The sequence below is a fragment of the Bradyrhizobium sp. genome (assembly GCF_050014615.1).
GTDB lineage: Bacteria > Pseudomonadota > Alphaproteobacteria > Rhizobiales > Xanthobacteraceae > Bradyrhizobium.
On record NZ_JBEKCZ010000035.1, the window covers coordinates 1 to 25,584 of the forward strand.

Sequence of the window (25,584 nt, forward strand, 5' to 3'; positions counted from 1 at the left end):
AGAGTTTGTGAGTACGCCATGACAGAACCCCATCGCCCGAGGGTAAAATACGTCATCGGGCCTGACGGCAGTCCGTTAACAATTGCGGATTTGCCCGCGCCCGGGACCAAACGGTGGGTTATCCGCCGTAAGGCCGAAGTCGTTGCCGCGGTTCGCGGCGGCCTGCTCTCCCTTGAGGAGGCCTGCAGCCGCTACACGCTGACCGTCGACGAATTCCTTTCCTGGCAATTCTCGATCGATCAGCATGGTCTGGCGGGGCTGCGTACCACCCGCATCCAGCAATATCGTCAATAAACGCTCTCCCCGAGCAACGGCATTTGAGGAAAATCGGCTTCGCCTTGCGAAGCCGATTTTTTCCATTTGGAACTTTCTTGCCCGCCCTTAACCTTCGTTAACCATATCGAAACCATCCCATAGGCAATAATTGCCCAGTCGGCGCTTGGAGCCGAATCTGAGGGGCGGTTGGTTTGCAGAGTCTTGTGGGCTTCCTGAGGGGTCTGGGTGCTTCGCGGTTGATGGCGATGGTCGCGGTGACAACCGCGCTGCTCGGTTTCTTCGCGTTCGTCATCATGCGCGTCACCACGCCGCAGATGACCACCCTCTTTACCGACCTCAGCATCGAGGATTCCTCGGCCATCATCAAGGACCTGGAACGCCAGGCCATTCCCTTCGAACTGCGCAACGAGGGCGCCGTCATCATGGTGCCGAAGGACAAGGTCACGCGGTTGCGCATGAAGCTTGCCGAGGGTGGCCTGCCCAAGGGCGGCGGCGTCGGTTACGAGATTTTCGACAAATCCGACGCGCTCGGTACCACCAGCTTCGTTCAGAATATCAATCACCTGCGCGCGCTTGAGGGCGAATTGGCCCGCACCATCCGCGCCATCGACCGGGTCCAGGCGGCGCGGGTCCATCTGGTGCTGCCGGAACGGCCGCTGTTTTCGCGCGAAGCGCCCGAACCGTCGGCCTCGATTGTCGTGCGGGTACACGGCGCGCTCGAACCGCAGCAGATCAAGGCCATCCGCCATTTGGTCGCCTCCGCCGTCAACGGCCTGAAGCCGCAGCGGGTCTCGATCGTCGACGAATCCGGTCAGCTGCTGGCCGACGGCGCCGGCGGCGACAACGACAACAGCGCCGGGGACGATCGCCGCGCCGGTTTCGAGAAGCGGATGCGCAATGAGGTCGAGGCGATCGTCTCGTCGGTGGTCGGTGCCGGCCGCGCCCGCGTCCAGCTCTCGGCGGACTTCGACTACAACAAGATCACCCAGACCTCGGACCGCTTCGATCCGGAGGGCCGGGTACTGCGTTCGAGCCAGACCCGGGAAGAATCCAGCGCCACCGCCGAGAACAGCGGCCAGGTCACCGTCAACAACGAACTGCCCGGCAATGGGGCTCCGGGCGCCGCGCCGGTCGCGCGCGACCAGAGCAAGAAAACCGAGGAAACCAACAACTACGAGATTTCCCGCACCACCAAGACCGAAGTCACCGAGGTCGGAAGGGTCAACCGAATCTCGGTCGCGGTGCTGGTCGACGGCAGCTACACCAAGAACGAAAAAGGCGAGATGGTCTATCAGGAGCGCGGCAAGGAACAGCTGGATCGCATCGCGACGCTGGTGCGCTCGGCGATCGGCTTCGACCAGAAGCGCGGCGATCAGGTCGAGGTCGTCAACCTCAAATTCGCCGAAGCGCCGGCGGTTACCCCGATCCCGGAGCCGACGGGACTGCTCGGCATGCTGCAGTTCACCAAGGACGACGTGATGTACGTCATCGAACTCGGCGTCATGATGCTGCTCGGCCTTGTGGTGCTGTTCATGGTGATCCGGCCGCTGGTCAAGCGCATTCTGGCGTCCGAGGTGATCCCGACGCCCGCCGGCGAGGGATCGCTGCCGGCGTTGATCGACGGCGCACCCGGGGGCGCCGGCGGCCAGGGCCTGGTGCCCGGGGGTCCCACCGCCCAAAACATGATCGACGTCGCCCAGATCCAGGGTCAGGTTCACGCGCAGTCGGTGCATCGCGTCGGCGAACTGGCGGAACGCAATCCCAACGAAACCGCTGCCATTGTTCGTCAATGGCTCAGTGAGCCGGCGTGATCTGACATGGCCCTCCCGCAAACCACCAACGCCACCAACGCCAACGATATCACCAGCGTCATCGCCACGCTGGCGGGCCGTCAGGGCGAGCGTCCGAAAGGTGAGCCGCTGAGTGGTCCGAAACGCGCTGCGGTCCTGATGCTGGCGCTGGGAGAACAATATGGCGGCAAGGTCTGGTCGCTGCTCGACGACGATGAAGTGCGCGAGCTGTCGATGGTGATGTCGACGCTCGGCACCGTCGAGGCCGACGTGGTGGAAGACCTGCTGCTCGAATTCGTGTCGCGGATGTCGGCGTCCGGCGCGTTGATGGGAACCTTCGACGGCACCGAGCGCCTGCTGCAACTATACCTCCCGCCCGAGCGCGTGACCGGCATCATGGATGAAATCCGCGGGCCCGCGGGCCGCAACATGTGGGAAAAGCTCTCCAACGTTCAGGAAGAGGTGCTGGCCAACTATCTCAAGAATGAATATCCGCAAACCATCGCGGTGGTGCTGTCGAAACTCAAGCCGGAGCACGCCGCGCGGGTGCTCGCGATCCTGCCCGAGGACATGGCGCTCGACGTGGTCGGCCGCATGCTCAAGATGGAAGCAGTGCAGAAGGAAGTGATCGAGCGCGTCGAATCGACGCTGCGCACCGAATTCATGTCGAACCTGTCACAGACCCGGCGCCGCGACGCCCACGAGGTGATGGCCGAGATCTTCAACAATTTCGATCGCCAGACCGAAACCCGCTTCATCACCTCGCTGGAAGAGGACAACCGCGAATCCGCCGAACGCATCAAGGCGCTGATGTTCACCTTCGACGATCTCGTCAAGCTGGATGCCGGATCGGCCCAGACCCTGATGCGAAATGTCGACAAGGACAAGCTCGGCATCGCGCTGAAGAGCGCCAATGAGGACGTTCGCGGCTTCTTCCTCGGCAACATGTCGTCGCGCGCCGGCAAGATGCTGCTGGACGACATGGCCGCGATGGGACCGGTGCGGTTGCGCGACGTCGACGAGGCCCAGGCATTGCTGGTCAATCTCGCCAAGGACCTCGCGGCCAAGGGCGAAATCATGCTGACCAAGAACCGTGCCGACGACGAGCTGGTGTACTGATGGCCGCCCCCGCAAAATTCCTGTTCGACATGGATTTCTCCGCACCCGACCGGATGCGTGAGCGTCCCGCCACGGCGGCGGAAATCGCCCAGAAGGTCGCCGCCGCGGAGGCGCGCGCCTATCGCGACGGCTTCGATGCCGCTCAGCGCGAGGCCAAGGCGGAAAGCGACCGCCGTTCCGCGCTGGCGCTCGAGGAAATCGGAATTGCGGTCAAGGCCATCGCCAGCCGGTTCTCGGGCATCGAAGTCCGGATGGAGACCGAGGCGGTCGATGTCGCCGTCGCGGTGGCGCGCAAGCTGTGCAGCACGCTGATTGCCGCCGAACCGCTCGGCGAGATCACGGAGCTGGTGAAGGATTGCTTCGCGCAGCTGGTTTCAACGCCGCATCTCGTGGTCCGGATCAACGATTCCCTGTACGAGGCCGCCCACGAACGCATCGAGCGGATGGCGAAGCAAAGCGGCTTCGAGGGCCGTCTTGTGATCCTGGCAGAGCCTGAAATCGCGACCGGCGACTGCAGGATCGAATGGGCGGATGGCGGCGTCGTGCTGGAGCGCGCGGCGATCGAAGCAAAGATCAACGAACTTGTCGGACGCTACATTGCGTCCCGCAATCAGGCTTGAACCATGGCCCGGAAAATGGCCAAGAGGATTGAACCATGAGTGACACCGACGCACAGGTTCCGCTCCCGGATCTCAACGCCGCCCAACCGCCGGCGACCGACGACATTGCCTATCACGAAGACGAACAGGCTTCGCGCATCGCCGCCGATCTGGAAGCGGTGTTCGACGTGCCGGTGCAGGTCTCGGCCGTGCTCGGCCGCTCCAAGATGGATGTCGGCGAGTTGCTGAAGCTCGGACCCGGCACCGTACTCGAGCTCGACCGCCGCGTCGGTGAGGCCATCGACATCTACGTCAACAACCGGCTGGTGGCGCGCGGCGAAGTGGTTCTGGTGGAAGACAAGCTCGGCGTGACCATGACGGAAATCATCAAGGCCGAACGTACCTAAGGCTCTTTTTAACGATACGCGCAGAACGGGCGCGAACAGACGAACAGGAGATTATCATGCGGCTTCTCATCGTTGGCACACTGAAGGGCCAGCTTACGACAGCCACCAAGATCGCCATGGACAACGGCGCTTCCGTGACCCACGCGGAGGATCACGAACAGGCGATGCGGGTGTTGCGCGGCGGCAAGGGCGCCGACCTGTTGCTGGTCGATGTCGCGCTCGACATCCGCGATCTGGTGATGCGGCTCGAGGCCGAACACATTCACGTACCGATCGTCGCCTGCGGCATTTCCAACGATGCCCGCGCCGCGGTCGCCGCGATCCACGCCGGCGCCAAGGAATACATCCCGCTGCCGCCCGATCCGGAACTGATCGCCGCGGTGCTGGCCGCGGTCGCCAACGATTCACGCGACCTGGTCTACCGCGACGAGGCCATGGCCAAGGTGATCAAGCTGGCGCAGCAGATCGCCGGTTCCGACGCCTCCGTCATGATCACCGGCGAATCCGGCACCGGCAAGGAGGTGCTGGCGCGTTATGTCCACACCCGCTCCAACCGCGCCAAGAAGCCGTTCATCAGCATCAATTGCGCCGCCATTCCCGAACATCTGCTCGAATCCGAACTGTTCGGTCACGAGAAGGGCGCGTTCACCGGCGCCATCGCGCGACGGGTGGGAAAATTCGAGGAAGCCACCGGCGGCACGCTGCTGCTGGACGAGATTTCCGAAATGGACGTGCGGCTGCAATCCAAATTGCTGCGGGCGATCCAGGAGCGCGTGATCGACCGCGTCGGCGGCACCCGGCCGGTACCGGTCGACATCCGCATCATCGCGACCTCAAACCGCAACCTGGCCGACGCGGTGCGTGAAGGCAGCTTCCGCGAGGACCTGCTGTTCCGGCTCAACGTCGTGAACCTGAAGATACCGCCGCTGCGCGAGCGCCCGGCCGACATTCTCGAGCTGGCCCAGCATTTCGCCAAGAAATATGCCGACGCCAATGGCGTGCCGTTGCGTCCGATTTCCGCCGAGGCGCGGCGGGTGCTGACCTCCAACCGCTGGCAGGGCAATGTCCGCGAACTGGAAAACACCATGCATCGCTCGGTGCTGATGGCGCAGGGCGACGAGATCGGCGTCGAGGCCATTTTGACGCCGGACGGCGATCGGCTCGACCTCACCAAGACCGTGCCGGCGGTGGCGCATGCCACCTTCGCCGCCGAACAGGTGACCCGCGCCTTGGTCGGACGCACGGTGGCGGATGTCGAGCGCGATCTCATCCTGGAGACACTCAAGCACTGTCTCGGCAATCGCACCCATGCCGCGAATATTCTCGGCATCTCGATCCGCACGCTGCGCAACAAGCTGAACGAATATGCCGATGGCGGATTGCCGATCACCCCCGCCGGCTCCGGCGACTTCCACCGCATGACCGCGAGCGCGTGATGCTGTCATTGCCTGCGACAAACGCATAGCGTTTGCGCAAGGGAGCCAACGGGTCGCGCGAATGCGCGCCCGATGACGGGCTCCGCGACGAAGCAATCCATCTTCTTCCATGTCGCGGCTATGGATTGCTTCGCTTACGCTCGCAATGACGGCTGCAAATTTTGTGCGCAGTTACGAATAGCTCGGCGCGTCGGGTTTGCGGAAAATGTGAATGGGATCGCCGGGCTGCAGTTCGCGCCCGGTGAAGGCGGCGTAGGCGCAGAGCACGAGATAGCCGATTGCGAGCGCGCCGATCCCGTAAAATGTCCAGATCGCGATGCGTTTCATCAGGCCAGGGCACCGCGTTGTGCCACTCCAGTGACGTGCCGATGCCACAGCCACAACAGCGGTGCGAATATCAACTCCCCCGCCAGGCTGATCAGGATGCCGATGGTCGGCACGCCGTGGCCGATCACCGCGATCAGCCGCGGAACGGCGCCGAGCACCAGGATGAACGTCACCAGCGAAATCCGCTCGCCATGCCGCTCGATAGCCGGAATCGACGACCAGTAGACCAGACCGATCGCCAGCAGCATGCCCTTGAGAAAGCGGAAATAGCTGTCCATCTCGACATGGCCGGACAGATCCGCGAAGTCGGCACCGAACAAAACGCCGGCGAGGCCGAAAACCACCAGGACCAGGCCGGCCAGCGCGAAGGCGATTTGAAGAAGTTTGCGTTCCATCGCGTGACCTCCCCTGGTTCCCTTAGAGCGTTTTCAAGCGAAGTGGATACCGGTTCGCGTGAAGAAACGCGTCAAAACAAAAGATTAGAGCCCGGTTCTGATTCAATCAGAACCGATAAGGCTCTGGCCGGACATGAGGAGAGCTTGTAGGCTGCAGACGGAAAAAAGGCCACCTTCAGGAATGACGCTTGTTGGGAAAACGCGCTTGTCAGGAGAAGGTGCTTGGCGATCGCCCCGTCAGAACTTGCGCTGGGCACGCGGGGCCGGAACGCTGACCTCGGCCAGCCTGACCGCATCCTCGTTCTGGTCGATCGCAACATATTGCCCCTGCCAATAGGCCAGCGCCGCGGTCCGCGACGAGAGCCGCAACTCCAGCACACGTCCGATCACGATGGCATGGGAATGGCGCTCCACAATATCCTCGACCTCGCAATCGATCGCCGCCAGCGCGCCTGTCAATAGCGGCACGCCGGACGCGCCGGGTATCCATTCGGCGCCGGCGAAACGTTCCGCGCCCTTCAGGCCGCCCTTGCCGGTAAACCGCTCGGCGACATCGAGTTGATCGGCGGTGAGGATGTTCACGCCGAAGAAGCCGAGGCGCTGAAGCAGCGGCCAGGACGACGATGCCCGGTTGATGCTGACGATCAGCGACGGCGGATCGACCGACAGCGAGGATACCGAGGTGACGGTCATCCCCGTGATATCCTTGCCGCGCCCGACCGTGATCACGCTGACGCCGCCCGCGAGATGGCGCATGGCGTCGCGAAAATCGCCCGGGGCGACGTCGCGATCCAGTCTGATGTTGCGGATGGCGGAGTTCATGGCAGCCTCACAGGTCTGATGGTTCGTCGCCGGACTGGAGCAGATCGCGCAGGATCGCGCCCTCGAGCGCCGCGAGATCGGCCGAGCCGCGCCGGCGGGGACGTGGAAGTTCGACATGGACGTCGTGCGCGATCTGGCCGTCTTCGATGACCAGCACGCGGTCGGCCAATGCGACGGCTTCCGCGACGTCATGCGTGACCAAAATCGCGGTGAAGGCCTGATCGCGCCAGACCCGCTCCAGCAGCCGCTGCATGGAAATGCGCGTCAGGGCATCGAGGGCGCCGAGCGGTTCGTCGAACGCCAATACGCGGGGATCGCTGACCAGCGCACGCGCCAGCGCGACGCGCTGTTTCTGTCCGCCGGAGAGCACCGCCGGCCACTGACCGCTTTTGTCCTCAAGGCCGACTTCGGCAAGCGCCTTCTTGGCGCGGCCCTGTGCATCGGAAGATGCGCGGTCTCGGCCAAGGCCGACCTCGACATTCGACAGCACCCTCGCCCACGGCAACAGCCGCGGCTCCTGGAACATCACCCGGACATCCTCAGGGCGGGTTTCCTCGCCAAAGCTGACGGTGCCGGCATCGATGGTGTCGAGACCCGCGATCAGCCGCAGCAACGTGCTCTTGCCGCAGCCGCTGCGCCCGACGATCGCCACGAATTGCCCGGCCGGAATGTGCAGGTCGATACCGCGCAGCACCTGGTTGTCGCCGAACGATTTGCGCAGGCCGCGAATGGTCAGCGGCAATCCGCGCGAGACGGTTTCCGAACCGCGCTGTGCGAGCCGGGCCTGTTCGATGATGTCAGGGGGATCCACGGGCTCGGCATCCGGGCTAAGAAAACGCAGGGCTTGTTGCATGTTTGCTCTCAATGCTTCTGGAACGCCGGATGCCAGGACAGTGTCATCCGCTCGAGCGCGCGTGAGGCGCTGTCGGCCAGCTTTCCAAGCAACGCGTAGATCAGGATGCTGAGCACCACGACATCGATCTGCATGAATTCGCGCGCCTGCATGGCCATGTAGCCGAGGCCCGACGACGCCGCGATGGTTTCGGCCACGATCAGCGTCAGCCACATGATGCCGAGCGCAAAGCGCACGCCGACGAAAATAGAGGGCAGCGCGCCCGGAAAGATGACACGCCGGAACAATTCGCCGTCGGTCATGCCGTAGATACGCCCCATCTCGATCAGCTGCGGATCGACGGTGCGAATACCGTGCAGCGTGTTGAGGTAGATCGGAAAGAACACCCCGAGCGCGACCAGAAACAGCTTGGCCGATTCATCTATACCGAACCACAGGATGACGAGCGGGATCAGGGCGAGATGCGGAATATTGCGCACCATCTGCAATGTCGTATCGGTCAGCCGGTTGCTGAGCTGCGACAAGCCATTGGCCAGCCCAAAGGCAAAGCCGATGCCGCCGCCAATGACAAACCCGACACCGGCACGCCAGAAGCTGACCCAGATGTTGCGCGCCAGTTCGCCCGACAACAGCAGCTTCCATCCCGCCAATGCCACCTCGCTCGGCGCCGGCAGCACACGCGAAGACACAAATCCGGTCACACAGGCGGCCTGCCAGACCAAGAGAATCGCCAGCGGCACGATCCATTGCACCAGGCCATCGGCACGCGGCAAGCCAAGCCCGCGGATACGCGGCAGGTTTTCGATCAGGCTCATGATTGCGATGCCTTTACCAGTGGCCGATGTTCGTTGGCGATGGTTTCGCCGAACGGGCCGGTATTGACGCGCAGCGGCGCCACATTGTCCGGCTGTTGCAGCGACAGCAGCGGAAAAACCAGTTCTGCGAAGCGATAGGCCTCTTCGAGATGCGGATAGCCCGACATGATGAAGGTATCGATGCCGACATCCTGATATTCCCGGATCCGCGCGGCGACCGTCTGCGGATCGCCGACCAGCGCCGTTCCGGCGCCACCGCGCACCAGACCCACCCCGGCCCAGAGGTTCGGGCTGATCTCGAGCTTGTCGCGGCGTCCGCCATGCAGTTGGCCCATGCGCTGCTGGCCGACCGAGTCCATGCGGGAAAATATCTTTTGCGCCGACGCCACGGTTTCGTCGGTCACGTGCTGGATCAATTCGTCCGCCGCCTTCCAGGCCTCGGTATTGGTTTCGCGAACGATCACGTGCAGCCGGATGCCAAAGGAGAGCTGGCGTCCACGTGTGGCGGCGACCGCCTTGACGCGGTTGATCTTCTCGGCGACCTGCGCCGGCGGTTCGCCCCATGTCAGGTATTTGTCCACGGTATCGACGGCGACATCGATGCCGGCGTCCGACGAGCCGCCGAAATAAAGCGGCGGGCGCGGCGACTGCAGCGGCAGAAACAGCAAGCGCCCATCCTCGATCTGGATATGCTTGCCTTCGACATTGACGGTCTTGCCCGCCAGCAGATCGCTATAGACGTTGAGAAATTCGCGGGTGAGCGCATAGCGCTCGTCGTGATCGAGGAACACCCCGTCGCCCTTGTTCTCGACGGGGTCGCCGCCGGTGACGACGTTGATCAGCAGCCGTCCATTCGTCACCCGGTCGAGCGTCGCGGTCATCCGCGCCGCCACGCTCGGCGATTGCAGGCCGGGCCGCACCGCCACGAGATAACGCAGCCGCTCGGTCCATGGCGCCACCGCCGAAGCGACCACCCAGGAATCTTCGCAGCTACGCCCGGTCGGCAGCAGCACGCCGAAATAACCGAGTTGATCGGCAGCCTGCGCGACCTGGCGCAGGTAATTGAAGTTGACTTCGCGTCCGCCGGTCGTGGTGCCGAGATAGCGGCCGTCGCCATGGGTCGGCAGGAACCAGAGAATATTGGCCTTCGGTGACGGGTTGATACTCATGTGCCGGGCCTCCGTGCCGCGTCGGAAATCTTGATCGGTTGCGGCAGCAGGCCGAGCGCGAAGAACGTGTCCGCGACCCGCTGCTGATCCGCGATCACCCCTTCGGTGACCGGCTTGATGCCATAGGCCTGCCGTTTCAAGGCAATCTCAACTACCGGAACCGGAAGTCCGATCGCAGGCGCAAGCTGTCCGGCGACGGCGTGAATATCGCCCCTCGCCCAGTCATCGACCTCGCTGAGCTGCGCCAGCACCAGATCGACAATGCCGGGATTGCTCTCCAAAAATCTCTTCGACGACAGATAGAACTGATAATTCGAGACGACGCCGGTGCCATCGGCCAGGGTCCGCGCGCCGGTGGCGGCTTCAGCCGCCGCCTGGAACGGATCCCAGATCACCCAGGCATCGACCGCGCCGCGCTCGAACGCCGCACGGGCATCGGCCGGCGCCAGAAATACCGGTTCGATTTCGGAGTATTTGACGCCGGCCTGCGCCAGGGCCTTGACCAGGAAATAATGAACATTGGAGCCCTTGTTCAGCGCCACCTTCCTGCCTTTCAAGTCGGCAACCGAGGTCAGCTTGCTGTCCCTGGGAATGAGGATGGCCTCGCCCTTCGGCGCGGGCGGCTCATAGGCAACATATTGAATCGGCGCGCCAGCGGCCTGCGCGAAGATCGGCGGCGCCTCGCCGGTATTGCCGAAATCGATCGACCCGACATTGAGCGCTTCGAGCAACGGCGGGCCCGACGGAAATTCCGTCCACACCACCTTGTAACCCTTGGCCTTCAGCTTGTCCTCAAGCGTACCCTTGCTCTTCAACAGCACCAGCTTGCCGTATTTCTGGAAGCCGATGCGCACGACCTTGTCCTGGCCGTAGCTTGCGCCGACCCCAGCCGAAACCGTGCTCATGGACAGCACCGCAACCGCGATCCACCGTTCGAACCAGCGCATGTTTCAATCCTTTCCGATGGGATGCGTCATGCTCAGCTCTGCACCGGCTTCCAGAGCGCGTCCCGGACCGCCACGGGCTTTGGAATCAGGCCGAGCTTGAAGAAGCGATCGGCAACGCCCTGCTGGGTCGCGACGATGTCATTGGTGATGGGGCCGACCGCGAACGCCGAGCGATTGGCCGCGGTGGTCTGGATATCGAGGGGAATGCCGGTAATGGTGCTCAATGACCTCGCCACGCCGTCACGATGTGTCTGCGCCCACGCGGCGGTCGAGGACGTCACATCGATGATTTGCTGCAGCAGCGGTCCCTGGCTTTTCGCAAAGCCACGGTTGGCGATGTAGAACGAATTGGTCCTGGTGATTTCTGACGCGGTGACGAGGATGCGGCCATTCTGCCTGGCTTCGCCGATCGCCAGATAGGGGTCCCAGACCGCCCAGGCATCGATGCTGCCATTGGCGAAGGCTGCGCCCGCATCCGGCGGTGTCAGATAGACCGGCGTGATATCACCGTAGGTGAGATCGGCTTTTTCAAGGGTTTGCACCACGAGATTGTGAGCGCTGGAGCCCTTGGTGAAGCCGACGCGCCTGCCCTTCAAATCGGCGATGCTGCGGATCGGCGAATTGTTCTGAACCAGAATGCCCTGGCCGTTGGTAATCGGCTGGCCCGCGGCATAGACGACCGCGGCACCAGCGGATTGGGCGAAGATCGGCGGCGTGTCACCGACCGCGCCATAATCCACACTGCCGGCATTCATCGCCTCCAGCATCGGCGGTCCGGAGGAAAACTCACGCCATTTGACCGCGATACCCTGGGACGCGAAATGCGTCTCCAGCGCGGCCTGTTGACGCGCGATCACCAGCACACCGTTCTTCTGATAGCCGATGCGGATTTCCCTGATATCCGCCTGCGCACGCGCCTCGCGCGACAATGCCGCGACGACCACCGTGCCAAGCGACAATTTTAGGAATTCCCGGCGTTTCATCACGATTTCCTGGCGGGAATGCCGCGACTCCACGCGATCATCCGACGAAACGATGATGGTGTTGCCTGCGAAAGGTGTCGAGTGCCCTGCAAAAAAAGCAATGACACCACTGCCCGATGTGTTCGGGACAATGGGTTTATTGCCCGATTACGATCTGCCGCGGCTCATTTTTCTTGACGCTCGCGCGGTGTACATTCGTTAATCCTCCGTTAGGCAACGGAACCGGACCTGAGAGAAGTTGCGATCGGCGCACACGGCCGTGGACGTTCAGTGGGTCGCCTGTCACGGCTATTGATAGCGACAGAAAACGCCTGCTGTCTGCTGCACATCCATGGAAAGTCTGTTGTCGAACAGCCGCCCATAGCGGTCGATTATTCTCCGGACGGCCATAGCGCGCGCCTGCCGGATGGAGCCCACCCTGGCAGGAAAGCCGCGCCGCGAAGGCTAACAATCGAACGCTATTTGTGGCAAACCGTACCGCGGATCGCGATATCCCATTAAAACCCGCAGCGTTTCGAGTTTGACATGCCCGCACCCAAGCCGCCTGCGTTCGAAACCCTGAGCCTGCATGCCGGCCAGCATCCGGACCCCGTCACCGGCGCGCGCGCGGTCCCGATCTATCAGACGACATCCTATGTGTTTCAGGATTCCGGGCACGCCGCGGCGTTGTTCAACCTGGAACGCGCCGGGCATATTTATACCCGGATTTCGAACCCGACCACTTCAGTGCTTGAAGAACGGCTCGCCGCGCTGGAGGGCGGCGTCGGCGCCATCTGCACGGCGAGCGGCATGGCCGCGCTGCATCTGGCGATCGCGACCCTGCTCAATTCCGGCGACCACATCGTGGCCTCCGCGTCGCTCTATGGCGGCACCATCAATCTGCTCGCGCATACGCTGCCGCGCTTCGGCATCACCACGACTTTCGTGAAACCCCGCGCGCTGGACGAATTTCGTGCCGCGATCAGGCCGAATACCCGCCTCGTAATCGGCGAGACCATCGGCAATCCCGGCCTTGAAGTGCTGGATATTCCCAACGTCGCGCAGATCGCGCATGACGCGAAAATCCCGCTCCTGATCGACAACACCTTCGCAACCCCTTATCTCAGCCGGCCCATCGAGCTTGGCGCCGACATCGTCATGAACTCGGCCACCAAATGGATCGGCGGCCACGGCATCGCGATCGGCGGCGTGATCGTCGACGGCGGCCGGTTCGATTGGCGCGACTCCGGCAAATTCCCGGTCCTGACCGAGCCCTATGCCGGATATCACGGCATTGTCTTCGACGAGCAATTCGGCCAGGCCGCGTTCATCATGCGGGCCCGCACCGAGGGGCTGCGCGATTTCGGCGCCTGCCTGTCGCCGACCAATGCGTTCCAGTTGCTGCAGGGTGTCGAGACGCTGGGCGTCCGCATGGACCGCCACATCGCCAATACCCATGTGGTGCTGGAGGCGCTCGCCGCCAACAAGGCGGTCGACTGGGTGCTGCATCCCTCGCTGGAGAGCCACCCGGATCACGCGCTGGCAAAACGATTGCTGCCGCGCGGCGCGGGGTCCATCATCAGCTTCGGGATCAAGGGCGGCCGGCCCGCCGGCACGAAGTTCATCGAGTCGTTGCGGATGATCAGCCATCTGGCCAATGTCGGCGATGCCAAGACACTGGTGATTCATCCCGCCAGCACCACGCATCAGCAGATGGATGCGGCCCAGCTCAAGGCCGCCGGTATCGGCGAGGAACTGGTGCGGCTCTCGGTCGGCATCGAATCCGCCGCCGACATCGTCGATGACCTCGCTCAGGCGCTCCGTATTTCGCAGAAGGCTTGAGCCATGCAGTTGTCCGTGAACGGAACCGATATCTTCGCCGCCACCGGCGGGCGCCCATTCGACGTGTCGCAGCCGACCCTCGTGCTGCTGCACGGCGCCGGCTTCGATCATACCACCTGGGCCCTGCACAGCCGGTGGTTCGCGCACCACGGCTACGGCGTGCTCGCGCCGGATTTGCCCGGCCACGGCCGATCGGCCGGCGCGCCGCTGCCTACCATCGCCGACATGGCCGACTGGACCGCGGCGCTGCTCGATGCCGCCGGTGCCACAAAGGCACGGCTGGTGGGGCACTCCATGGGATCGCTGATTGCGCTCGAGACCGCCGCACGGCATCCGGCAAAGGTCTCGGCGCTCAGCCTGATTGGAACGGCGGCCACCATGACCGTCGGCCCCGATCTGCTCAAGGCCGCGGAGGTCAACGATCATGCAGCCGTCGATATGGTCTCGATCTGGGGCCTTGGCTTTCAGGCGGAACTCGGCGGAAGCCTCGCGCCCGGCCTGTGGATGCACTCTGGCGCCCAGCGGGTGCTCGAACAGTGCCGCCCTGGCGTGCTGTTCAACGATCTCTCAGCGTGCAACGCCTATCAAAATGCGCTGACCGCCGCCGCGCAGATCACGATTCCGACCACGTTGGTTCTCGGCGAACGCGACATGATGACCCCGGCCAAGGCAGGCAAGGCGCTGGCCGCCGCCCTGCCGAATTCACGCACCGTGGTGCTGCGGGGCGCCGGCCATATGATGATGGTGGAGCGGCCCGACGAGTTGCTTGCGGCGCTGCAGGGCTGATCGCTTACGTCTCGTCGCAACGCCCGCGCGACCTACCAGGTCGGCAGCACGGCGCCCTTGAACTTCGTGAGCACGAAGTCGCGGACCTCCGCCGTGTGATAGCTTTCAACCAGAATCCTGACCCAGGGCTTGTCCTTGTCGGCGGAACGCACCGCGATCAGGTTCGCGTAAGGTCCCTTGGGATCTTCGCGCAGGATCGCATCCTTGACCGGATCAAGACCGGCCTGGGTCGCATAATTGGTATTGATGGCGGCGACGTCGACGTCGTCGAGAGTCCGCGCCGTCTGCGCCGCGTCGACCTCCACGATGTTGAACTTCTTTGGATTTTCGATGATGTCGGCGACGGTCGGCTTGAATCCGACGCCCGGCTTGAGTTTCAGGACACCCTTGTCCTGCAGCAACAGCAGAACGCGACCGCCATTGGTCGGATCGTTGGGAATCGACAGCGTGGCGCCCTGCGGCACCGCGTCCCAGTTTTTGTATTTTGCCGAATAGACGCCCATCGGAAAATTGACGGTGAGGCCGACCGACTCGATCTTGTAGCCGCGGTCGGCGTTCTGGTTGTCGAGATAGGGCTGATTTTGAAACGAATTCGCCTGCAGATCGCCGGCATCGAGCGCGGCGTTCGGAACCACATAATCGGTGAACTCGACGATCTGAATGTCGAGACCGTTCTTGGCGGCGATCGGCTTGACGGCCTCAAGGATCTGGGCGTGCGGACCGGGGGTGACGCCGACTTTAATGGTTTCGGCGCGGGCCGCACTTGCAACGATGGCCAAAACAGCGACCGAGACGGTTGCTGAGATCACGAGATGACGTAGCGACATGATGTTTCCGTTTCTATAACTAAGTATGACTCATGAATTCCGGCTACGCTTGTCGAGCCGGCGCGCAATCGCTTCGCCCAGGGTTTGGACGCCCTGCACCAGCGCAATCAGCACCAGCACGACGGTCGCCATCACTTCGGGCATGAAGCGCTGGTAACCGTAGCGAATGCCGAGATCGCCCAACCCGCCGCCGCCGACCGCCCCGACCATGGCCGAATAGCCGAGCAGGCTGACGACGGTCAGCGTCAACGCCAGCGTCACAGCCGGCATCGCCTCCGGCAGCAGGACCTTCTGTACGATCTGCAGCGGACTGGCGCCGAACGCGCGCGCGGCCTCCACCAGGCCCTGATCGACTTCGCGTATCGCGCCCTCGATGACGCGGGCGATGAAAGGAATCGCGGCAATCGTCAGAGGCACTATCGCGGCGCGGGTGCCGATCGAGGTGCCCGCGATCAGGCGGGTCAGCGGCACGATCGCGACGACCAGAATGATAAAGGGTGTCGAACGCGTCGCGTTCACGATCAGGCCAAGGATGCGATTGGCCGCCGGCGCCGGAAACAGTTCATTGGCCCGGCTGGTCGCCAGAAAGATGCCGAGCGGGAGGCCCAACAGTGTTCCGAACAGGCCGGACAGTCCCACCATCACAAGGGTATCCAGCGTCGACCAGGCAATGAGCCGGAGGATCTCAGGCGACATAACCAAGATGCTCCACGCTGTTCTGGCCCGCGCGCAATTCCGCGATGATCCCGCGCAAGATCTCCGGTTCGGCCGACACCGAAATGAACAGCGATCCGAAGGGATGACCCGCGATCGTCTCCACCTGCCCATGCAGGATGTTGACATCGACCCCAAGATCTCGCGCCAGCCGCGACAACACCGGCTGGTCCGCTCCTCTGCCGACAAACGTAACGTGCAATACCGCGCTGTCGCCGGCAAGGCGTTCTGATCTTAGTTTCGCCAGCAGCCACTCCGGTACATGGCCGCCGGCGACCGAGCCGACAAATCGCCGCGTCGTCTCGTGGCGGGGATTGGCGAAAATCTCGAAGGTCGTACCCTGTTCGACGATGCGCCCGCTTTCGAGCACCGCGACCCGGTCCGCGAGTTGCTTTACAACAGACATTTCGTGGGTGATGAAAACGATGGTCAGCTTCAGTTCGGCATTGATCGTCTTCAGCAGCGACAGAATCTGGTCGGTGGTTTCCGGATCGAGCGCGGAGGTCGCCTCGTCCGACAGCAGGACCTTCGGTTTGGTCGCGAGCGCGCGGGCGATGCCGACCCGCTGCTTTTGTCCGCCGGACAATTCCGCGGGATAGCGGTCGCGCTTGTCGGACAGCCCCACCATCGCCAGCAGCGGCTCGACGATGCCGGCGATCTCGCCGGTGGGGAAACCGGCGATTTCCAGCGGCAGCGCGATATTCTCGAAGGCGGTTCGCGACGACAGCAGATTGAAATGCTGGAAGATCATGCCGATGGAACGACGGGCCTGGCGCAAGCCGCGTTCGTCCAGCGCCGTCACGTCGGTTCCGTTGACCAGCACGTGGCCGCTGCTCGGGCGCTCCAGACCGTTGATCAGGCGAATCAGCGTCGATTTGCCCGCGCCGCTCTTGCCGATCACCCCGACAATGGCGCCCTCCGGCACCTCAAGATCAATGGCGTCAAGCGCCACGACGCGCGCCGATTCATTGCGCGCGGGGTAAACCTTGCTGACATTGGCGAATGCAATAATGGGGCGAGTTTGCACGTCGCTCGGCGGCGGCACGGGCGCTCCGGACAGGATCGGGAATGGGGAGTTCATCAAAGGCCAATTCTACGCGAATGGGAAGATCAAGCTTAAGCCCGGCCGGCGAATAAATGAACGGGAATCCACCAAGCCAGCCAGGCTGGGGTGGCACTACCGCAGCCGCGCCATCTCTGGATCCGGATTTTCCGTTACAATTGGATCGGAACGAAGTGATTGACGGTGATCAGGATGGCCAGCAACGCCAGCCCGAGCCCAAGGCTCCAGCCGATCAGCTTCTTCTCGATCGGCAGCAGCGGCTCGACTTCCGCGGCATTGATTTCGTTCTTGAGATCAGGTGACGACATGGATTGTCCTTTGAACGAGCCGGTAAACTAGCTGACCAGCGGCGGCTTGAAGCCGCTGAAGAACAGCCATGAGATCAATAACCCGACCCAGATCACAAATCCGAACAGGCTGACGAAATAAACCGCCGCGAGCTTGCCGAAACCCTGCTGCCAGAGTTTGCGGAAATCCGACAGCACGCCAATCGAGAAGAAGGTCAGGACAAAGAAGATCACCCGGAACACATTGGCCTCGCCGGCCGCGGCAGGAAGCGCTTTCGCAATATCCGGCGTCGAGCCGACCGCGAGCCACAGCGACACCGCAAACACGAAGATGAAACCGAGAATGAATTTCGGGAAGCGTTGCCAGATTTCCGCCGGCTTGGCCTTGTCCGGTCCCTTGTCGATATGGTTGGTCCAGATATAGCCAAGAATGAACGCCCAGATGCCGATGAAGATATCGATGAAGATCTTCACCGTCGTCGTGGTCGCGAGAATCCAGCCCGGCTGGTACTTGATGCCTTCGGCCGCCGCTTTCGCCATGATCAGCGATTCGGTGATGCCGCCGCCGGCAACAGCCGCGCCGTCGGTCTTGATCGCGAGACCGATCCAGGCACCGGCCACCAGCGGCTCCTGCCACAGGAAGGTCTGCGCCAGGAACGGCAGGATGAGAACTTCAACGACCGCGAACACGACCACCAGGGATGACACCAGGATCGGCACCGCGGGCCGCGCCCGGATCGCGCCGCCGGTTGCGATCGCCGCCGCCACGCCGCAAATCGAAATGCCGGATGCCAGCGGCACCGACCATTCGCGGCTGAAGCCGAACCATTTGCGCGCGATGTAATAAATCACGGCCCAGTAAATCAGATAGGCCTCGACGATCGCCGCGGCCCCGCGCAACAGCAGCGAGGAAGCGAGATTCAGGCGGCCTGCCGCGGTGACCGCGACGGTGGCGCCGAGAATGACGATCGCGATCTTGATGTAGAGTTCGGGCCGGATCGCCTCCTTCAGCCAGTCCGCGAGCCGCGGAAAGAAATTGGCAATGACCAGTCCCGACAGCAGCGCGACGATAAAGCCGCCCTCATTGGTCAGCTTGAGCGACCAGGCGAGACCGAATTTCTGCTGCTCGGCCGGCGTCACCGCGGCGACATAGGCATAGCTGCCGAGAATCCAGCTCGCATAGGCGATGGCGAACACAACCGTGAATGCGAGGGCGAACTTCCTGACATCCGCGCCGAGCGTGACCACGCCAATGCTCAGCACCACGAGCAGCGCGGCGTAGGTCGCCAGCAACGCGCCGCCGCCGCCGAGCCAGCCATAGGCCTTGGCAAATGGGTTCAGCGCCTGCGCCAGATCGGTATAGACCGACGTGGTCACCGCCCAGCCCAGCAGGTCGGTTCCGCTGATGCTGATGAGGGCCGACCCGAACACCAAAAGGCCGATGACGACCGCGAGCCAGTCCTCATTCAATCGCGCCCGCAGCGCAATGGGCGCCGAGACCTTGACCGCGATATCCGACATTCGATTTCCCCAAAAGCTGATTAGCAGGGCTGATTAAACAGAGCTGCCAGCCGGGTTCCGGCCCACGACTTCCAGGCGACGAAACCCGCATTGATTCCGGGCAATATGGCGCTGAAACAAGAACAACGGCAATCTCACAGAATTCTTTTGTTGGCCGCTTTGAAACAACGCTCTTCTCGCAAAATGCGGCTGGATAGAATGAATGACTGCGGGCCCGTTAATGCGCCCGGCCGACGCACATGATGGTGCCGATCGGTGGAACAAAAGCATCGCCTAGAGGCCGGCGCCCTTGCCGATGGCCTCGGCGAACGAGCGATCGACGATATCGGCGGCATTGAGCTTTTGCTTGATCAGGCCGGACCGGAAATACAGGTCGATGGTTTGCTGCTCATCGGCGACAACGCCGTCGTCAATCGGCGCGATCTGGATTTTCGCGCGGCCGAGCCAGTTCAGCGGCACGGCCGGCGGAATGTTCATGAGCTTGCCCCAGGCCTCGGCATAAGCATTGACATGGGTCAGCGACCAAAGGCGCGCCGCCGTCAGCCGCCGCAGAAAGTCTTCCAGTTCCGGCCGCTTGTCGCGGATCGCATTGGGCGAAGCGACCTCAAAGCTCAGTCCGGGCAACAATCCTTCCGCCGTGATCAAAAACCGCGACTGGAACAGCACTTCCTCCTGGCTCACATACGGCTCCCAGGTCGCCCAGGCATCGACAGATCCTTGCGTATACGCCACCTTGGCATCCGAGGGCGCGAGGAACACGATCTGCACATCGCCTGGTGACCATCCTCTGGCTTCAAGCGCCGCCAGGATCAACTGATGGCCGATCGAGCCCCGGCCGGTCGCGATCTTCTTTCCCTTCAAATCATCGAAATCGTGGATATGCGACTCGCGCGGCACCAGGATCGCGAGGCCCTCCCGGCTCTGCCGGATCGCGCCGATCGCCTTCACCGGCACATTGGCGGCGGCGGCGAAGGTAAACGGGGCATCGCCGACCAGGCCGGTTTCGATGGCGCCTGCGCCCAGCGCTTCCAGCAACGGCGCCGCCGCCGGGAATTCCTTCCACTCGATCTTGTACGGCACATCCCTGAGAACGCCGGCCGCTTCCATCACGGCCTGCGAATTGCCCTTCTGATCACCGACCCGCAGGGTTGTTTGGGCGCTCACTGAGGCGATAGTGCTCAGCAGCAAACCCGTGACAAAACCAACAACGCGACCGCGTATCATTCCGCAGCAACTCCCCGGGCGCGGCCGCGATCGGCGATCAGCTGGCGCGTCAGGGGAATCAGCTCGCGGCCATAGTCGATGGCATCGACCAAGGGATCGAAGCCGCGGATCAGGAAATGGCTGACGCCGAGATCGTAGTAGTCGCCGAACACCTCGGCGACCTGCTCGGGCGTTCCGACCAGCGCGGTGGTGTTGCTGTTGGCGCCGGTGAGTTTGGCGATCTCGGTCCACAGCCGCTTGTCGATCCGGGTGCCCTGCTCCGCCAGCGCCAGCAGCCGGCGCGCGCCGGCGGTCGCATGACCATCGGCCGGTTTGCGGTAGCCGGTCTTGTCCTGCAGCGCGGTGGCGCGCGCCAGAATTTCCTCGGCCTTGGCCCACGCTTTTTCCTCGGTGTCGGCGAGGATGGGACGGACCGACAGGCTAAAGCGCGGCGCGGGACGTCCATATCTGGCCGCGGCGAGGCGAACCCGCGATGTCACATCGCGCACCTGCGCGTAGGATTCGCCCCACAGCGCAAATGTATCGGCGTGCTTGCCCGCGACCTCGATCGCGGCATCGGATGCGCCGCCGACGAAAATGGGAATGCCTTCGCTGCGATAGGGCTTGACCTGCGAGAAGCCGTTTTGAACCTGATAATATTTGCCGTTGTACGAAAACGGCTTTTCGCTGGTCCATTCGGACCGGACGATATCCAGAAACTCATCGGTTCGGGCGTAGCGCTCATCCTTGTCGTCGAGCGTGTTGCCGTCCTGCTTGAGTTCGGTGGCATTGCCCCCGGTGATGACGTGCAGCGAGACCCGGCCGCCCGAAAGCTGGTCGATGGTCGCCAGCTGGCGGGCGAGCAGCGTCGGGGCGGTGAAGCCCGGCCGCTGCGCGATCATGACATGCAGCCGGTCGGTCACGCTCAACACATGCTGGCCGACCTGAAGCCCGTCCGGCGTGGTGGAGTGAAAGGCCAGCAGCGCCCGGTCAAAGCCGGCAATTTCATGGGCTTTCGCCACCGTTTCGATATAGCGGCGATCGAGCACCGGGCCGGTCCGCACGATGGTCTCGGACGAATTATTGTTGGTGATGTAGCCGATGAATTCCACTGACATGGGGCAGCTCCAGTTCCGGGTTAATTCCACAAATCGTTCAGATGCCGAGCGCCAGGCGGCCGGCGATCAGGCGCGTCGCGTCGTCCTGAGGGGTATGGACACGCCCGCACAGCACGTCGCGGTAGTGCCGTTCCAGCGGATTGGCGCGGGTCAGGCCATGATTGCTGGTGAGCGACAGCGCGTCCTCGACGACCGCGACCGCATTGTTGGTGACGGTAAGCTTGATGATGTTGGCTTCAGACGCGCTTAGTTCCACGCCGCCGTCGAAGTCTGCCGCGAAGCTTTCAATCAGGCGCGCATTGACGGTGAGGCGGGCCTCGATGGCGCCGACGATCTCCTGCACGCGCGGCAGCGTGGCCAGCGAAGCGCCGAGGTTGGATGGCACCCGGTTCTTGAGAAACCCAATCAGCCAGTCGCGCGCGGCACGCGCAATCCCGTCATAGATCGCGGCCACGAAGATCGAATGGACCGTGGCCTGGGTAAAATCAGGCACCCTCCATTCATCCGGCTTGCGCACGTCGATTTCATGGTCGAGCGGGAACACGACGTCATCGAATACCACATCATGGCTGCCGCTGGCGCGCAGCCCAAGATGATCCCAGGTCTCGACAATGCGCGTCCCCGGCAATCCCGCGGGAACCAGAAACAGGCCGACGCGCAGATCCGGCTCATCCGTTCTCGCCCACACCGCGTACCATTTCAGGATCGGCGCTCCGGTCGAATAGATCTTGCGCCCGCTGAGCCGCCATCCGGTGTCGGTCTTGCGCACGACCGTCGCCGGCAGGCCGCCGCGTGACGGTGAACCGAGATCGGGCTCGACCCGCAGGGCATTGATCAGCGCCACGCCTTCAACGGTCTCCCGCGCCAGCTTGCGGGCGAGGCGACCCGGCCAGCGCACGCTCCTCGCCATCACCAGGTGCTGAATATAATGCATCGACAGCACCAGCGCCGTCGACGGATCGGCCTTTGCGAAGATACCGATGATGCGCGCCGCATCGAGCGCTCCGGCTCCGCTACCGCCGAGCGCCGCCGGCACGGTGAGCGCCAGTAATCCGGCCTCGGACAGCCGGTCGAAATTCTCGAATGGAAAACTGGCGTCGCGATCGTGCTGCGCCGCCCGGACCGCGAATTCGGAAGCCAGCAGATTGGCCTTGTCGAAGACGGTCGGAGTTGCGTCCATCGGAAGCTCTTTGCGTATCGCGCTCACCATGTTGCGTCCAATCCGAGCAGCGCCAGAATGTTCCGGCGCAATTCCGCCAATATGGGATCGCCCCGGTGCCGGGGGTAGGGACGATCGACCGCGATATCCGCGGCGATGCGCGCGGGGCGCTCGCTGAATACGATCACGCGATTGGCCAGAAACACCGCCTCCTCGACATCATGGGTGACCAGCAGCGTGGTAAATCCGCTTTGCTGCCACAACGACGCCAGTTCAGCCTGCATGGTGATGCGCGTCAGTGAATCGAGCTTGCCTAAGGGCTCGTCGAGAACGAGGATCCTGGGGTCGTTGACCAGCGCCCGCGCCAGCGCCACCCGCTGCGCCATGCCGCCCGACAATTGATGCGGATAGGCCTTGCGAAAGCCTGATAGCCCGACGAGATCGATCGCCGCATCGACGCGATGACGCTGGCTCTTCAAAATGCCCTGGGCTTCCAAACCGAGCGCGACATTGTCCCAGACGCTCCGCCACGGAAACAGGGTCGGATCCTGAAACACCACGACCCGGGAGGGAAACGGCCCGGTGATCGGAGCGCCGTCTTCACGCAGCGTGCCCGACCGCGGCGGTTCAAGCCCCGCGACCAGCCGCAGCAAGGTCGATTTTCCGCATCCGGACGGGCCGAGCAAGGCGACGAACTCGCCCGGTTTCACCGCAAAGCTGACATTATCCAGTACCGGAAGGATCGCGCCGTCGATGTCGAAGGCATGGCTGACGCCTTCGACATCCAGCGACGCTCCGGCGACGGCCGGTGATGCGCGTTCCGCAATCGCGAGCGCTACCATTTGACGACACCCTTCTGCCAGACCAGCAACCGGTCGCGGGTCCAAAACAATAACGTGATCGCACCCGAGCACAGCAACGACATCACGATCAGCGCGGCATACATGTTGGCATAGGCCGCCCAGCCCTGGGCCCATTGCAGATACCAGCCGAGCCCGGCCTTGACCCCGATCATTTCGGCGACGACCAGTACGGCAAAGGACGATCCAAGCCCCATGAACAGGCCCACAAACACATGCGGCAGCGCCGCGGGAATGGCGACTTTCAGCACCAGGAATGATGGCCTGGCGCCCAGCGTCCGCGCCACGTCGTAATAGGCGTTGCTGACGCTGGCCACGCCGGACCAGGTCAGTACCGTGACCGGAAATGCGGTCGCCAGCGCGATCAGGAACGTGCTGGCACTCCAGCTCGATGGAAAGGTGAAAAATGCGAACGGAAGCCACGCCGTCGCCGGCAACGGCCCGATGAATCGCAACACCGGATGCACCCAATAACCGACACTGCGCGACCATCCGATCGCTACGCCGGTCAGGAATCCGACCGCCGCGCCGATCGCGTAACCGCCGAGCTGAAGCTTGACCGATGCAAAAGCGCTGTCGAGCAGCTTGGGCAGATCATCGGTGTAGACTTCGACAATGGCTTGCGGCGGCGGAAAGAAGGGCAGCGGCAGCCAGGCAAATTTTGCGGTCGCGACCTCCCATAGCGTCAGGAACAATCCGAGCACGATCAGCCACGGCGCGCGCATCCGCAGGCCTGTTCCGAAACGACCGAGCCTGCTTCCGCTCAATGTCGCGGCAAGAATGCCGCCGGCGATGACAAAGGCTGAGATGGCAAGTTCATGGGTTCGCGACCAGTCGCCGAGATCTTCCCAGCGCAGGCACGCAAATCCGAAACCGGCCCACGCCAGACTGGCGAATATGCCGGTCTTGCCTGCCAGAACCAATTCAGGAAGCGGCAGCCGGCGCCCCGCGAACGCCGCTCCCTCCTCCACCGATTGCGGGAACGCGGCGACCTTAGACGCCGAATACATCGACACAGATCCGCTCCGCAAATTTGGTTGTATCGGTGCTCGGCTTGAAGACGGAGACGAGCTTCAGATCGTCCGCATAGGCCTTGAGCTCCTGCTTGAGCACGGCTCCGACCGGGTGGTGATGATGGGTGTGATAGCGAACCATCGCCTGCAGATCCCCGAGGCTCGCGTTCTTGGGCGCGTAGGGCTGGAACGAGGCGGCGGCCTTGTCCGGATTCTCTGAGGTGAACATCGCCGCATCAAGCAACGCCTGCGTGATGGCGCGGGCGACCTGTGGCTCCTCCCGCACCAGGCTGCCGCGCAATCCGACGATGCAGCAACTCTTGTCCTTGTAGTCGCCGTCCAGATTGGAAGCGACTTCCTTGTAGGCAGAGTCCTTCAGCCAGAGATAGGCGATCGGATCGGAAGACAGGACCGCCTGGACCTCGCCCTTGTCGACGGCAAGCTGCAGCAGATTACCCGGATAGGCCCGCCAATCGACGTCCTTGTTGGGATCGATGCCCTGTTTGGCGAGCTGGATCGAGAAGAAATTCTTGTCCGGTCCGGCAAGATCCCCAACCCCGACAATCTTTCCCTTGAGGTCGGCCAGCTTGTCGACCCCTGAATTGGTACGCGACAGAACGCGCATGCAGCCGCCATGGGTGCCGGCCGCGATCTTGACATCGAAACCCTGTTCGAGCGGCTTCAGCCAGCGCAACGCCATGCCGAGGCCCGCGTCGGTCTTCCCGGTCGCGATCGCTTCCAGCAACTGGTCGGTCGAGCCGCTGTAGTTGACCAACTCGACGTCGAGATTCTGCTTCTGGAAAAACCCATGGTCGATCGCCACGGGCAGCGGCGCGAGACACACCGCGCCGGCGTTCCAGGACAATTTCAGCTTTCGTGGCGCGCCCGTGAGCGGGGCTGCGTCGGAGGCGGTCTTGCAGATCGGGAATTCCGAAAAATCGATGTCTGGCGTCACCGTGCGGAACGGAAACGCCTGCGCGCTGAACACGCCGATCGGCGCCGCGAACGCCGCTGCGGCGCCGGCGCGCAGCAATGTGCGGCGGTCCAGCAAGGCGTTGTCCCGCTTGTTATGTCCCGACATCAATCTCTCCTGCTTTTTAAGCGGCACCAAGCCACCATCGGCGCAGCGCATTGCAGCTACGGCCTGTTATTGCTTCGCGTTGGCTTCCGTGAATTGGACTTCCGTGAATTGACTTCAATCGCCGCGAGCTTCCAGTTCCCGCTCCATTGAATGGACGTTCAAATGATGCGACGCGGCATCGCCATCGTCAATG

Annotated in this window: 27 protein-coding genes; 8 read left to right on the forward strand and 19 right to left on the reverse strand. The window is 63.0% G+C overall.

All coding sequences use genetic code 11. The features are described 5' to 3' along the window. Positions 1 to 18 precede the first annotated feature (18 nt). The 6 genes from sciP (at position 19) to flbD (ending at position 5,627) form a co-directional block, all read left to right on the forward strand. Positions 19 to 294 carry a CtrA inhibitor SciP gene (sciP, locus tag ABR948_RS08260; protein ID WP_002714638.1) on the forward strand — a complete coding sequence of 92 codons (276 nt, stop codon included), beginning with the start codon at positions 19 to 21 and terminating at the stop codon, positions 292 to 294. 173 nt (positions 295 to 467) lie between these two features. Further along, positions 468 to 2,087, forward strand: coding sequence for a flagellar basal-body MS-ring/collar protein FliF (fliF, locus tag ABR948_RS08265; protein WP_428115672.1), 1,620 nt, complete (start codon positions 468 to 470; stop codon positions 2,085 to 2,087). 6 nt (positions 2,088 to 2,093) lie between these two features. After that, entirely contained in the window at positions 2,094 to 3,185 is a 1,092-nt protein-coding gene (gene fliG / locus ABR948_RS08270; protein ID WP_428115674.1) for a flagellar motor switch protein FliG, read from the forward strand. Continuing rightward, positions 3,185 to 3,805: a FliH/SctL family protein gene (locus ABR948_RS08275; RefSeq protein ID WP_428115677.1), complete on the forward strand. Its 621-nt coding sequence runs from the start codon at positions 3,185 to 3,187 to the stop codon at positions 3,803 to 3,805. The genes fliG and ABR948_RS08275 overlap by 1 nt, the downstream gene beginning before the upstream one ends. A gap of 35 nt (positions 3,806 to 3,840) precedes the next feature. Continuing rightward, entirely contained in the window at positions 3,841 to 4,191 is a 351-nt protein-coding gene (gene fliN, locus ABR948_RS08280) for a flagellar motor switch protein FliN (RefSeq protein ID WP_428115680.1), read from the forward strand. Between the two features lie 56 nt (positions 4,192 to 4,247). After that, positions 4,248 to 5,627 carry a sigma-54-dependent transcriptional regulator FlbD gene (gene flbD / locus ABR948_RS08285; protein WP_428115683.1) on the forward strand — a complete coding sequence of 460 codons (1,380 nt, stop codon included), beginning with the start codon at positions 4,248 to 4,250 and terminating at the stop codon, positions 5,625 to 5,627. A 171-nt stretch (positions 5,628 to 5,798) separates the two neighbouring features. Here flbD and ABR948_RS08290 read toward each other — a convergent pair whose 3' ends face one another. The 8 genes from ABR948_RS08290 to ABR948_RS08325 all read right to left on the reverse strand — a co-directional run bounded on the left by ABR948_RS08290 (position 5,799) and on the right by ABR948_RS08325 (position 11,938). Then, entirely contained in the window at positions 5,799 to 5,954 is a 156-nt protein-coding gene (locus ABR948_RS08290; protein ID WP_428115686.1) for a hypothetical protein, read from the reverse strand. Next, positions 5,954 to 6,349 (reverse strand): DUF4345 domain-containing protein, encoded by a 396-nt coding sequence (locus tag ABR948_RS08295; protein ID WP_428115688.1) that lies wholly within the window; start codon positions 6,347 to 6,349, stop codon positions 5,954 to 5,956. Before ABR948_RS08295 ends, ABR948_RS08290 begins: the two co-directional genes overlap by 1 nt. Positions 6,350 to 6,586: 237 nt before the next feature. Further along, a complete protein-coding gene (locus ABR948_RS08300; protein ID WP_428115691.1) occupies positions 6,587 to 7,171 on the reverse strand; it encodes a flavin reductase family protein in 585 nt (194 codons plus the stop codon). A gap of 7 nt (positions 7,172 to 7,178) precedes the next feature. Next, positions 7,179 to 8,024 carry an ATP-binding cassette domain-containing protein gene (locus tag ABR948_RS08305; RefSeq protein WP_428115694.1) on the reverse strand — a complete coding sequence of 282 codons (846 nt, stop codon included), beginning with the start codon at positions 8,022 to 8,024 and terminating at the stop codon, positions 7,179 to 7,181. Between the two features lie 8 nt (positions 8,025 to 8,032). Next, positions 8,033 to 8,839 carry an aliphatic sulfonate ABC transporter permease SsuC gene (gene ssuC / locus ABR948_RS08310; RefSeq protein WP_428115697.1) on the reverse strand — a complete coding sequence of 269 codons (807 nt, stop codon included), beginning with the start codon at positions 8,837 to 8,839 and terminating at the stop codon, positions 8,033 to 8,035. Next, positions 8,836 to 10,008, reverse strand: coding sequence for an FMNH2-dependent alkanesulfonate monooxygenase (ssuD, locus tag ABR948_RS08315; RefSeq protein ID WP_428115699.1), 1,173 nt, complete (start codon positions 10,006 to 10,008; stop codon positions 8,836 to 8,838). The genes ssuC and ssuD overlap by 4 nt, the downstream gene beginning before the upstream one ends. Further along, complete coding sequence (locus ABR948_RS08320; RefSeq protein WP_428115701.1) at positions 10,005 to 10,955, reverse strand: sulfonate ABC transporter substrate-binding protein; 951 nt, start codon at positions 10,953 to 10,955, stop codon at positions 10,005 to 10,007. Before ABR948_RS08320 ends, ssuD begins: the two co-directional genes overlap by 4 nt. Positions 10,956 to 10,987: 32 nt before the next feature. Beyond that, entirely contained in the window at positions 10,988 to 11,938 is a 951-nt protein-coding gene (locus tag ABR948_RS08325) for a sulfonate ABC transporter substrate-binding protein (RefSeq protein ID WP_428115703.1), read from the reverse strand. Positions 11,939 to 12,463: 525 nt separating this feature from the next. Here ABR948_RS08325 and ABR948_RS08330 point away from each other — a divergent pair. Together ABR948_RS08330 and ABR948_RS08335 are read left to right on the forward strand one after the other, a co-directional pair. Beyond that, on the forward strand, positions 12,464 to 13,759 hold the full coding sequence (locus tag ABR948_RS08330) for an O-acetylhomoserine aminocarboxypropyltransferase (RefSeq protein ID WP_428115705.1): 1,296 nt from the start codon (positions 12,464 to 12,466) through the stop codon (positions 13,757 to 13,759). A gap of 3 nt (positions 13,760 to 13,762) precedes the next feature. Beyond that, complete coding sequence (locus tag ABR948_RS08335) at positions 13,763 to 14,545, forward strand: alpha/beta fold hydrolase (RefSeq protein WP_428115707.1); 783 nt, start codon at positions 13,763 to 13,765, stop codon at positions 14,543 to 14,545. 32 nt (positions 14,546 to 14,577) lie between these two features. Here ABR948_RS08335 and ABR948_RS08340 read toward each other — a convergent pair whose 3' ends face one another. The 11 genes from ABR948_RS08340 to ABR948_RS08390 form a co-directional block, all read right to left on the reverse strand. Beyond that, a complete protein-coding gene (locus ABR948_RS08340) occupies positions 14,578 to 15,372 on the reverse strand; it encodes a MetQ/NlpA family ABC transporter substrate-binding protein (RefSeq protein ID WP_428115709.1) in 795 nt (264 codons plus the stop codon). A gap of 30 nt (positions 15,373 to 15,402) precedes the next feature. After that, on the reverse strand, positions 15,403 to 16,068 hold the full coding sequence (locus ABR948_RS08345) for a methionine ABC transporter permease (RefSeq protein WP_428115713.1): 666 nt from the start codon (positions 16,066 to 16,068) through the stop codon (positions 15,403 to 15,405). Further along, complete coding sequence (locus tag ABR948_RS08350; protein WP_428115716.1) at positions 16,058 to 17,167, reverse strand: methionine ABC transporter ATP-binding protein; 1,110 nt, start codon at positions 17,165 to 17,167, stop codon at positions 16,058 to 16,060. The genes ABR948_RS08345 and ABR948_RS08350 overlap by 11 nt, the downstream gene beginning before the upstream one ends. Before the next feature lie 134 nt (positions 17,168 to 17,301). Beyond that, entirely contained in the window at positions 17,302 to 17,457 is a 156-nt protein-coding gene (locus ABR948_RS08355; RefSeq protein ID WP_428115719.1) for a hypothetical protein, read from the reverse strand. 27 nt (positions 17,458 to 17,484) lie between these two features. Then, positions 17,485 to 18,957, reverse strand: a complete 1,473-nt coding sequence (locus ABR948_RS08360) for a putative sulfate exporter family transporter (protein ID WP_428115721.1) — start codon at positions 18,955 to 18,957, stop codon at positions 17,485 to 17,487. Positions 18,958 to 19,230: 273 nt separating this feature from the next. Then, positions 19,231 to 20,181, reverse strand: coding sequence for an ABC transporter substrate-binding protein (locus ABR948_RS08365; RefSeq protein WP_428115723.1), 951 nt, complete (start codon positions 20,179 to 20,181; stop codon positions 19,231 to 19,233). Beyond that, complete coding sequence (locus tag ABR948_RS08370) at positions 20,178 to 21,278, reverse strand: LLM class flavin-dependent oxidoreductase (protein WP_428115726.1); 1,101 nt, start codon at positions 21,276 to 21,278, stop codon at positions 20,178 to 20,180. The genes ABR948_RS08365 and ABR948_RS08370 overlap by 4 nt, the downstream gene beginning before the upstream one ends. A 37-nt stretch (positions 21,279 to 21,315) precedes the next feature. After that, the gene (locus ABR948_RS08375; protein WP_428115729.1) at positions 21,316 to 22,458 is read right to left on the reverse strand and encodes an acyl-CoA dehydrogenase family protein; all 1,143 of its coding nucleotides are present in this window, start codon (positions 22,456 to 22,458) and stop codon (positions 21,316 to 21,318) included. 23 nt (positions 22,459 to 22,481) lie between these two features. Next, on the reverse strand, positions 22,482 to 23,279 hold the full coding sequence (locus ABR948_RS08380; protein ID WP_428115732.1) for an ABC transporter ATP-binding protein: 798 nt from the start codon (positions 23,277 to 23,279) through the stop codon (positions 22,482 to 22,484). Further along, positions 23,273 to 24,307, reverse strand: coding sequence for an ABC transporter permease (locus ABR948_RS08385; protein WP_428115734.1), 1,035 nt, complete (start codon positions 24,305 to 24,307; stop codon positions 23,273 to 23,275). Before ABR948_RS08385 ends, ABR948_RS08380 begins: the two co-directional genes overlap by 7 nt. After that, a complete protein-coding gene (locus ABR948_RS08390; protein WP_428115737.1) occupies positions 24,291 to 25,391 on the reverse strand; it encodes an ABC transporter substrate-binding protein in 1,101 nt (366 codons plus the stop codon). Before ABR948_RS08390 ends, ABR948_RS08385 begins: the two co-directional genes overlap by 17 nt. Positions 25,392 to 25,584: the final 193 nt, after the last annotated feature.

Bases quoted from the DNA above. Each gene is read 5' to 3' on its own strand.
- ABR948_RS08380 (WP_428115732.1), bottom strand. From the start codon at position 23,279: ATGGTAGCGCTCGCGATTGCGGAACGCGCATCACCGGCCGTCGCCGGA.
- ABR948_RS08330 (WP_428115705.1), top strand. From the start codon at position 12,464: ATGCCCGCACCCAAGCCGCCTGCGTTCGAAACCCTGAGCCTGCATGCC.
- ABR948_RS08365 (WP_428115723.1), bottom strand. From the start codon at position 20,181: ATGATACGCGGTCGCGTTGTTGGTTTTGTCACGGGTTTGCTGCTGAGC.
- ABR948_RS08370 (WP_428115726.1), bottom strand. From the start codon at position 21,278: ATGTCAGTGGAATTCATCGGCTACATCACCAACAATAATTCGTCCGAG.
- ABR948_RS08345 (WP_428115713.1), bottom strand. From the start codon at position 16,068: ATGTCGCCTGAGATCCTCCGGCTCATTGCCTGGTCGACGCTGGATACC.
- ABR948_RS08305 (WP_428115694.1), bottom strand. From the start codon at position 8,024: ATGCAACAAGCCCTGCGTTTTCTTAGCCCGGATGCCGAGCCCGTGGAT.
- ABR948_RS08350 (WP_428115716.1), bottom strand. From the start codon at position 17,167: ATGAACTCCCCATTCCCGATCCTGTCCGGAGCGCCCGTGCCGCCGCCG.
- flbD (WP_428115683.1), top strand. From the start codon at position 4,248: ATGCGGCTTCTCATCGTTGGCACACTGAAGGGCCAGCTTACGACAGCC.
- ABR948_RS08325 (WP_428115703.1), bottom strand. From the start codon at position 11,938: ATGAAACGCCGGGAATTCCTAAAATTGTCGCTTGGCACGGTGGTCGTC.
- ABR948_RS08375 (WP_428115729.1), bottom strand. From the start codon at position 22,458: ATGGACGCAACTCCGACCGTCTTCGACAAGGCCAATCTGCTGGCTTCC.
- ABR948_RS08290 (WP_428115686.1), bottom strand. From the start codon at position 5,954: ATGAAACGCATCGCGATCTGGACATTTTACGGGATCGGCGCGCTCGCA.
- ABR948_RS08360 (WP_428115721.1), bottom strand. From the start codon at position 18,957: ATGTCGGATATCGCGGTCAAGGTCTCGGCGCCCATTGCGCTGCGGGCG.
- ssuD (WP_428115699.1), bottom strand. From the start codon at position 10,008: ATGAGTATCAACCCGTCACCGAAGGCCAATATTCTCTGGTTCCTGCCG.
- ABR948_RS08390 (WP_428115737.1), bottom strand. From the start codon at position 25,391: ATGTCGGGACATAACAAGCGGGACAACGCCTTGCTGGACCGCCGCACA.
- fliG (WP_428115674.1), top strand. From the start codon at position 2,094: ATGGCCCTCCCGCAAACCACCAACGCCACCAACGCCAACGATATCACC.
- ABR948_RS08295 (WP_428115688.1), bottom strand. From the start codon at position 6,349: ATGGAACGCAAACTTCTTCAAATCGCCTTCGCGCTGGCCGGCCTGGTC.
- ABR948_RS08275 (WP_428115677.1), top strand. From the start codon at position 3,185: ATGGCCGCCCCCGCAAAATTCCTGTTCGACATGGATTTCTCCGCACCC.
- ABR948_RS08300 (WP_428115691.1), bottom strand. From the start codon at position 7,171: ATGAACTCCGCCATCCGCAACATCAGACTGGATCGCGACGTCGCCCCG.
- ABR948_RS08335 (WP_428115707.1), top strand. From the start codon at position 13,763: ATGCAGTTGTCCGTGAACGGAACCGATATCTTCGCCGCCACCGGCGGG.
- ssuC (WP_428115697.1), bottom strand. From the start codon at position 8,839: ATGAGCCTGATCGAAAACCTGCCGCGTATCCGCGGGCTTGGCTTGCCG.
- ABR948_RS08320 (WP_428115701.1), bottom strand. From the start codon at position 10,955: ATGCGCTGGTTCGAACGGTGGATCGCGGTTGCGGTGCTGTCCATGAGC.
- ABR948_RS08355 (WP_428115719.1), bottom strand. From the start codon at position 17,457: ATGTCGTCACCTGATCTCAAGAACGAAATCAATGCCGCGGAAGTCGAG.
- ABR948_RS08340 (WP_428115709.1), bottom strand. From the start codon at position 15,372: ATGTCGCTACGTCATCTCGTGATCTCAGCAACCGTCTCGGTCGCTGTT.
- ABR948_RS08385 (WP_428115734.1), bottom strand. From the start codon at position 24,307: ATGTATTCGGCGTCTAAGGTCGCCGCGTTCCCGCAATCGGTGGAGGAG.
- fliN (WP_428115680.1), top strand. From the start codon at position 3,841: ATGAGTGACACCGACGCACAGGTTCCGCTCCCGGATCTCAACGCCGCC.
- sciP (WP_002714638.1), top strand. From the start codon at position 19: ATGACAGAACCCCATCGCCCGAGGGTAAAATACGTCATCGGGCCTGAC.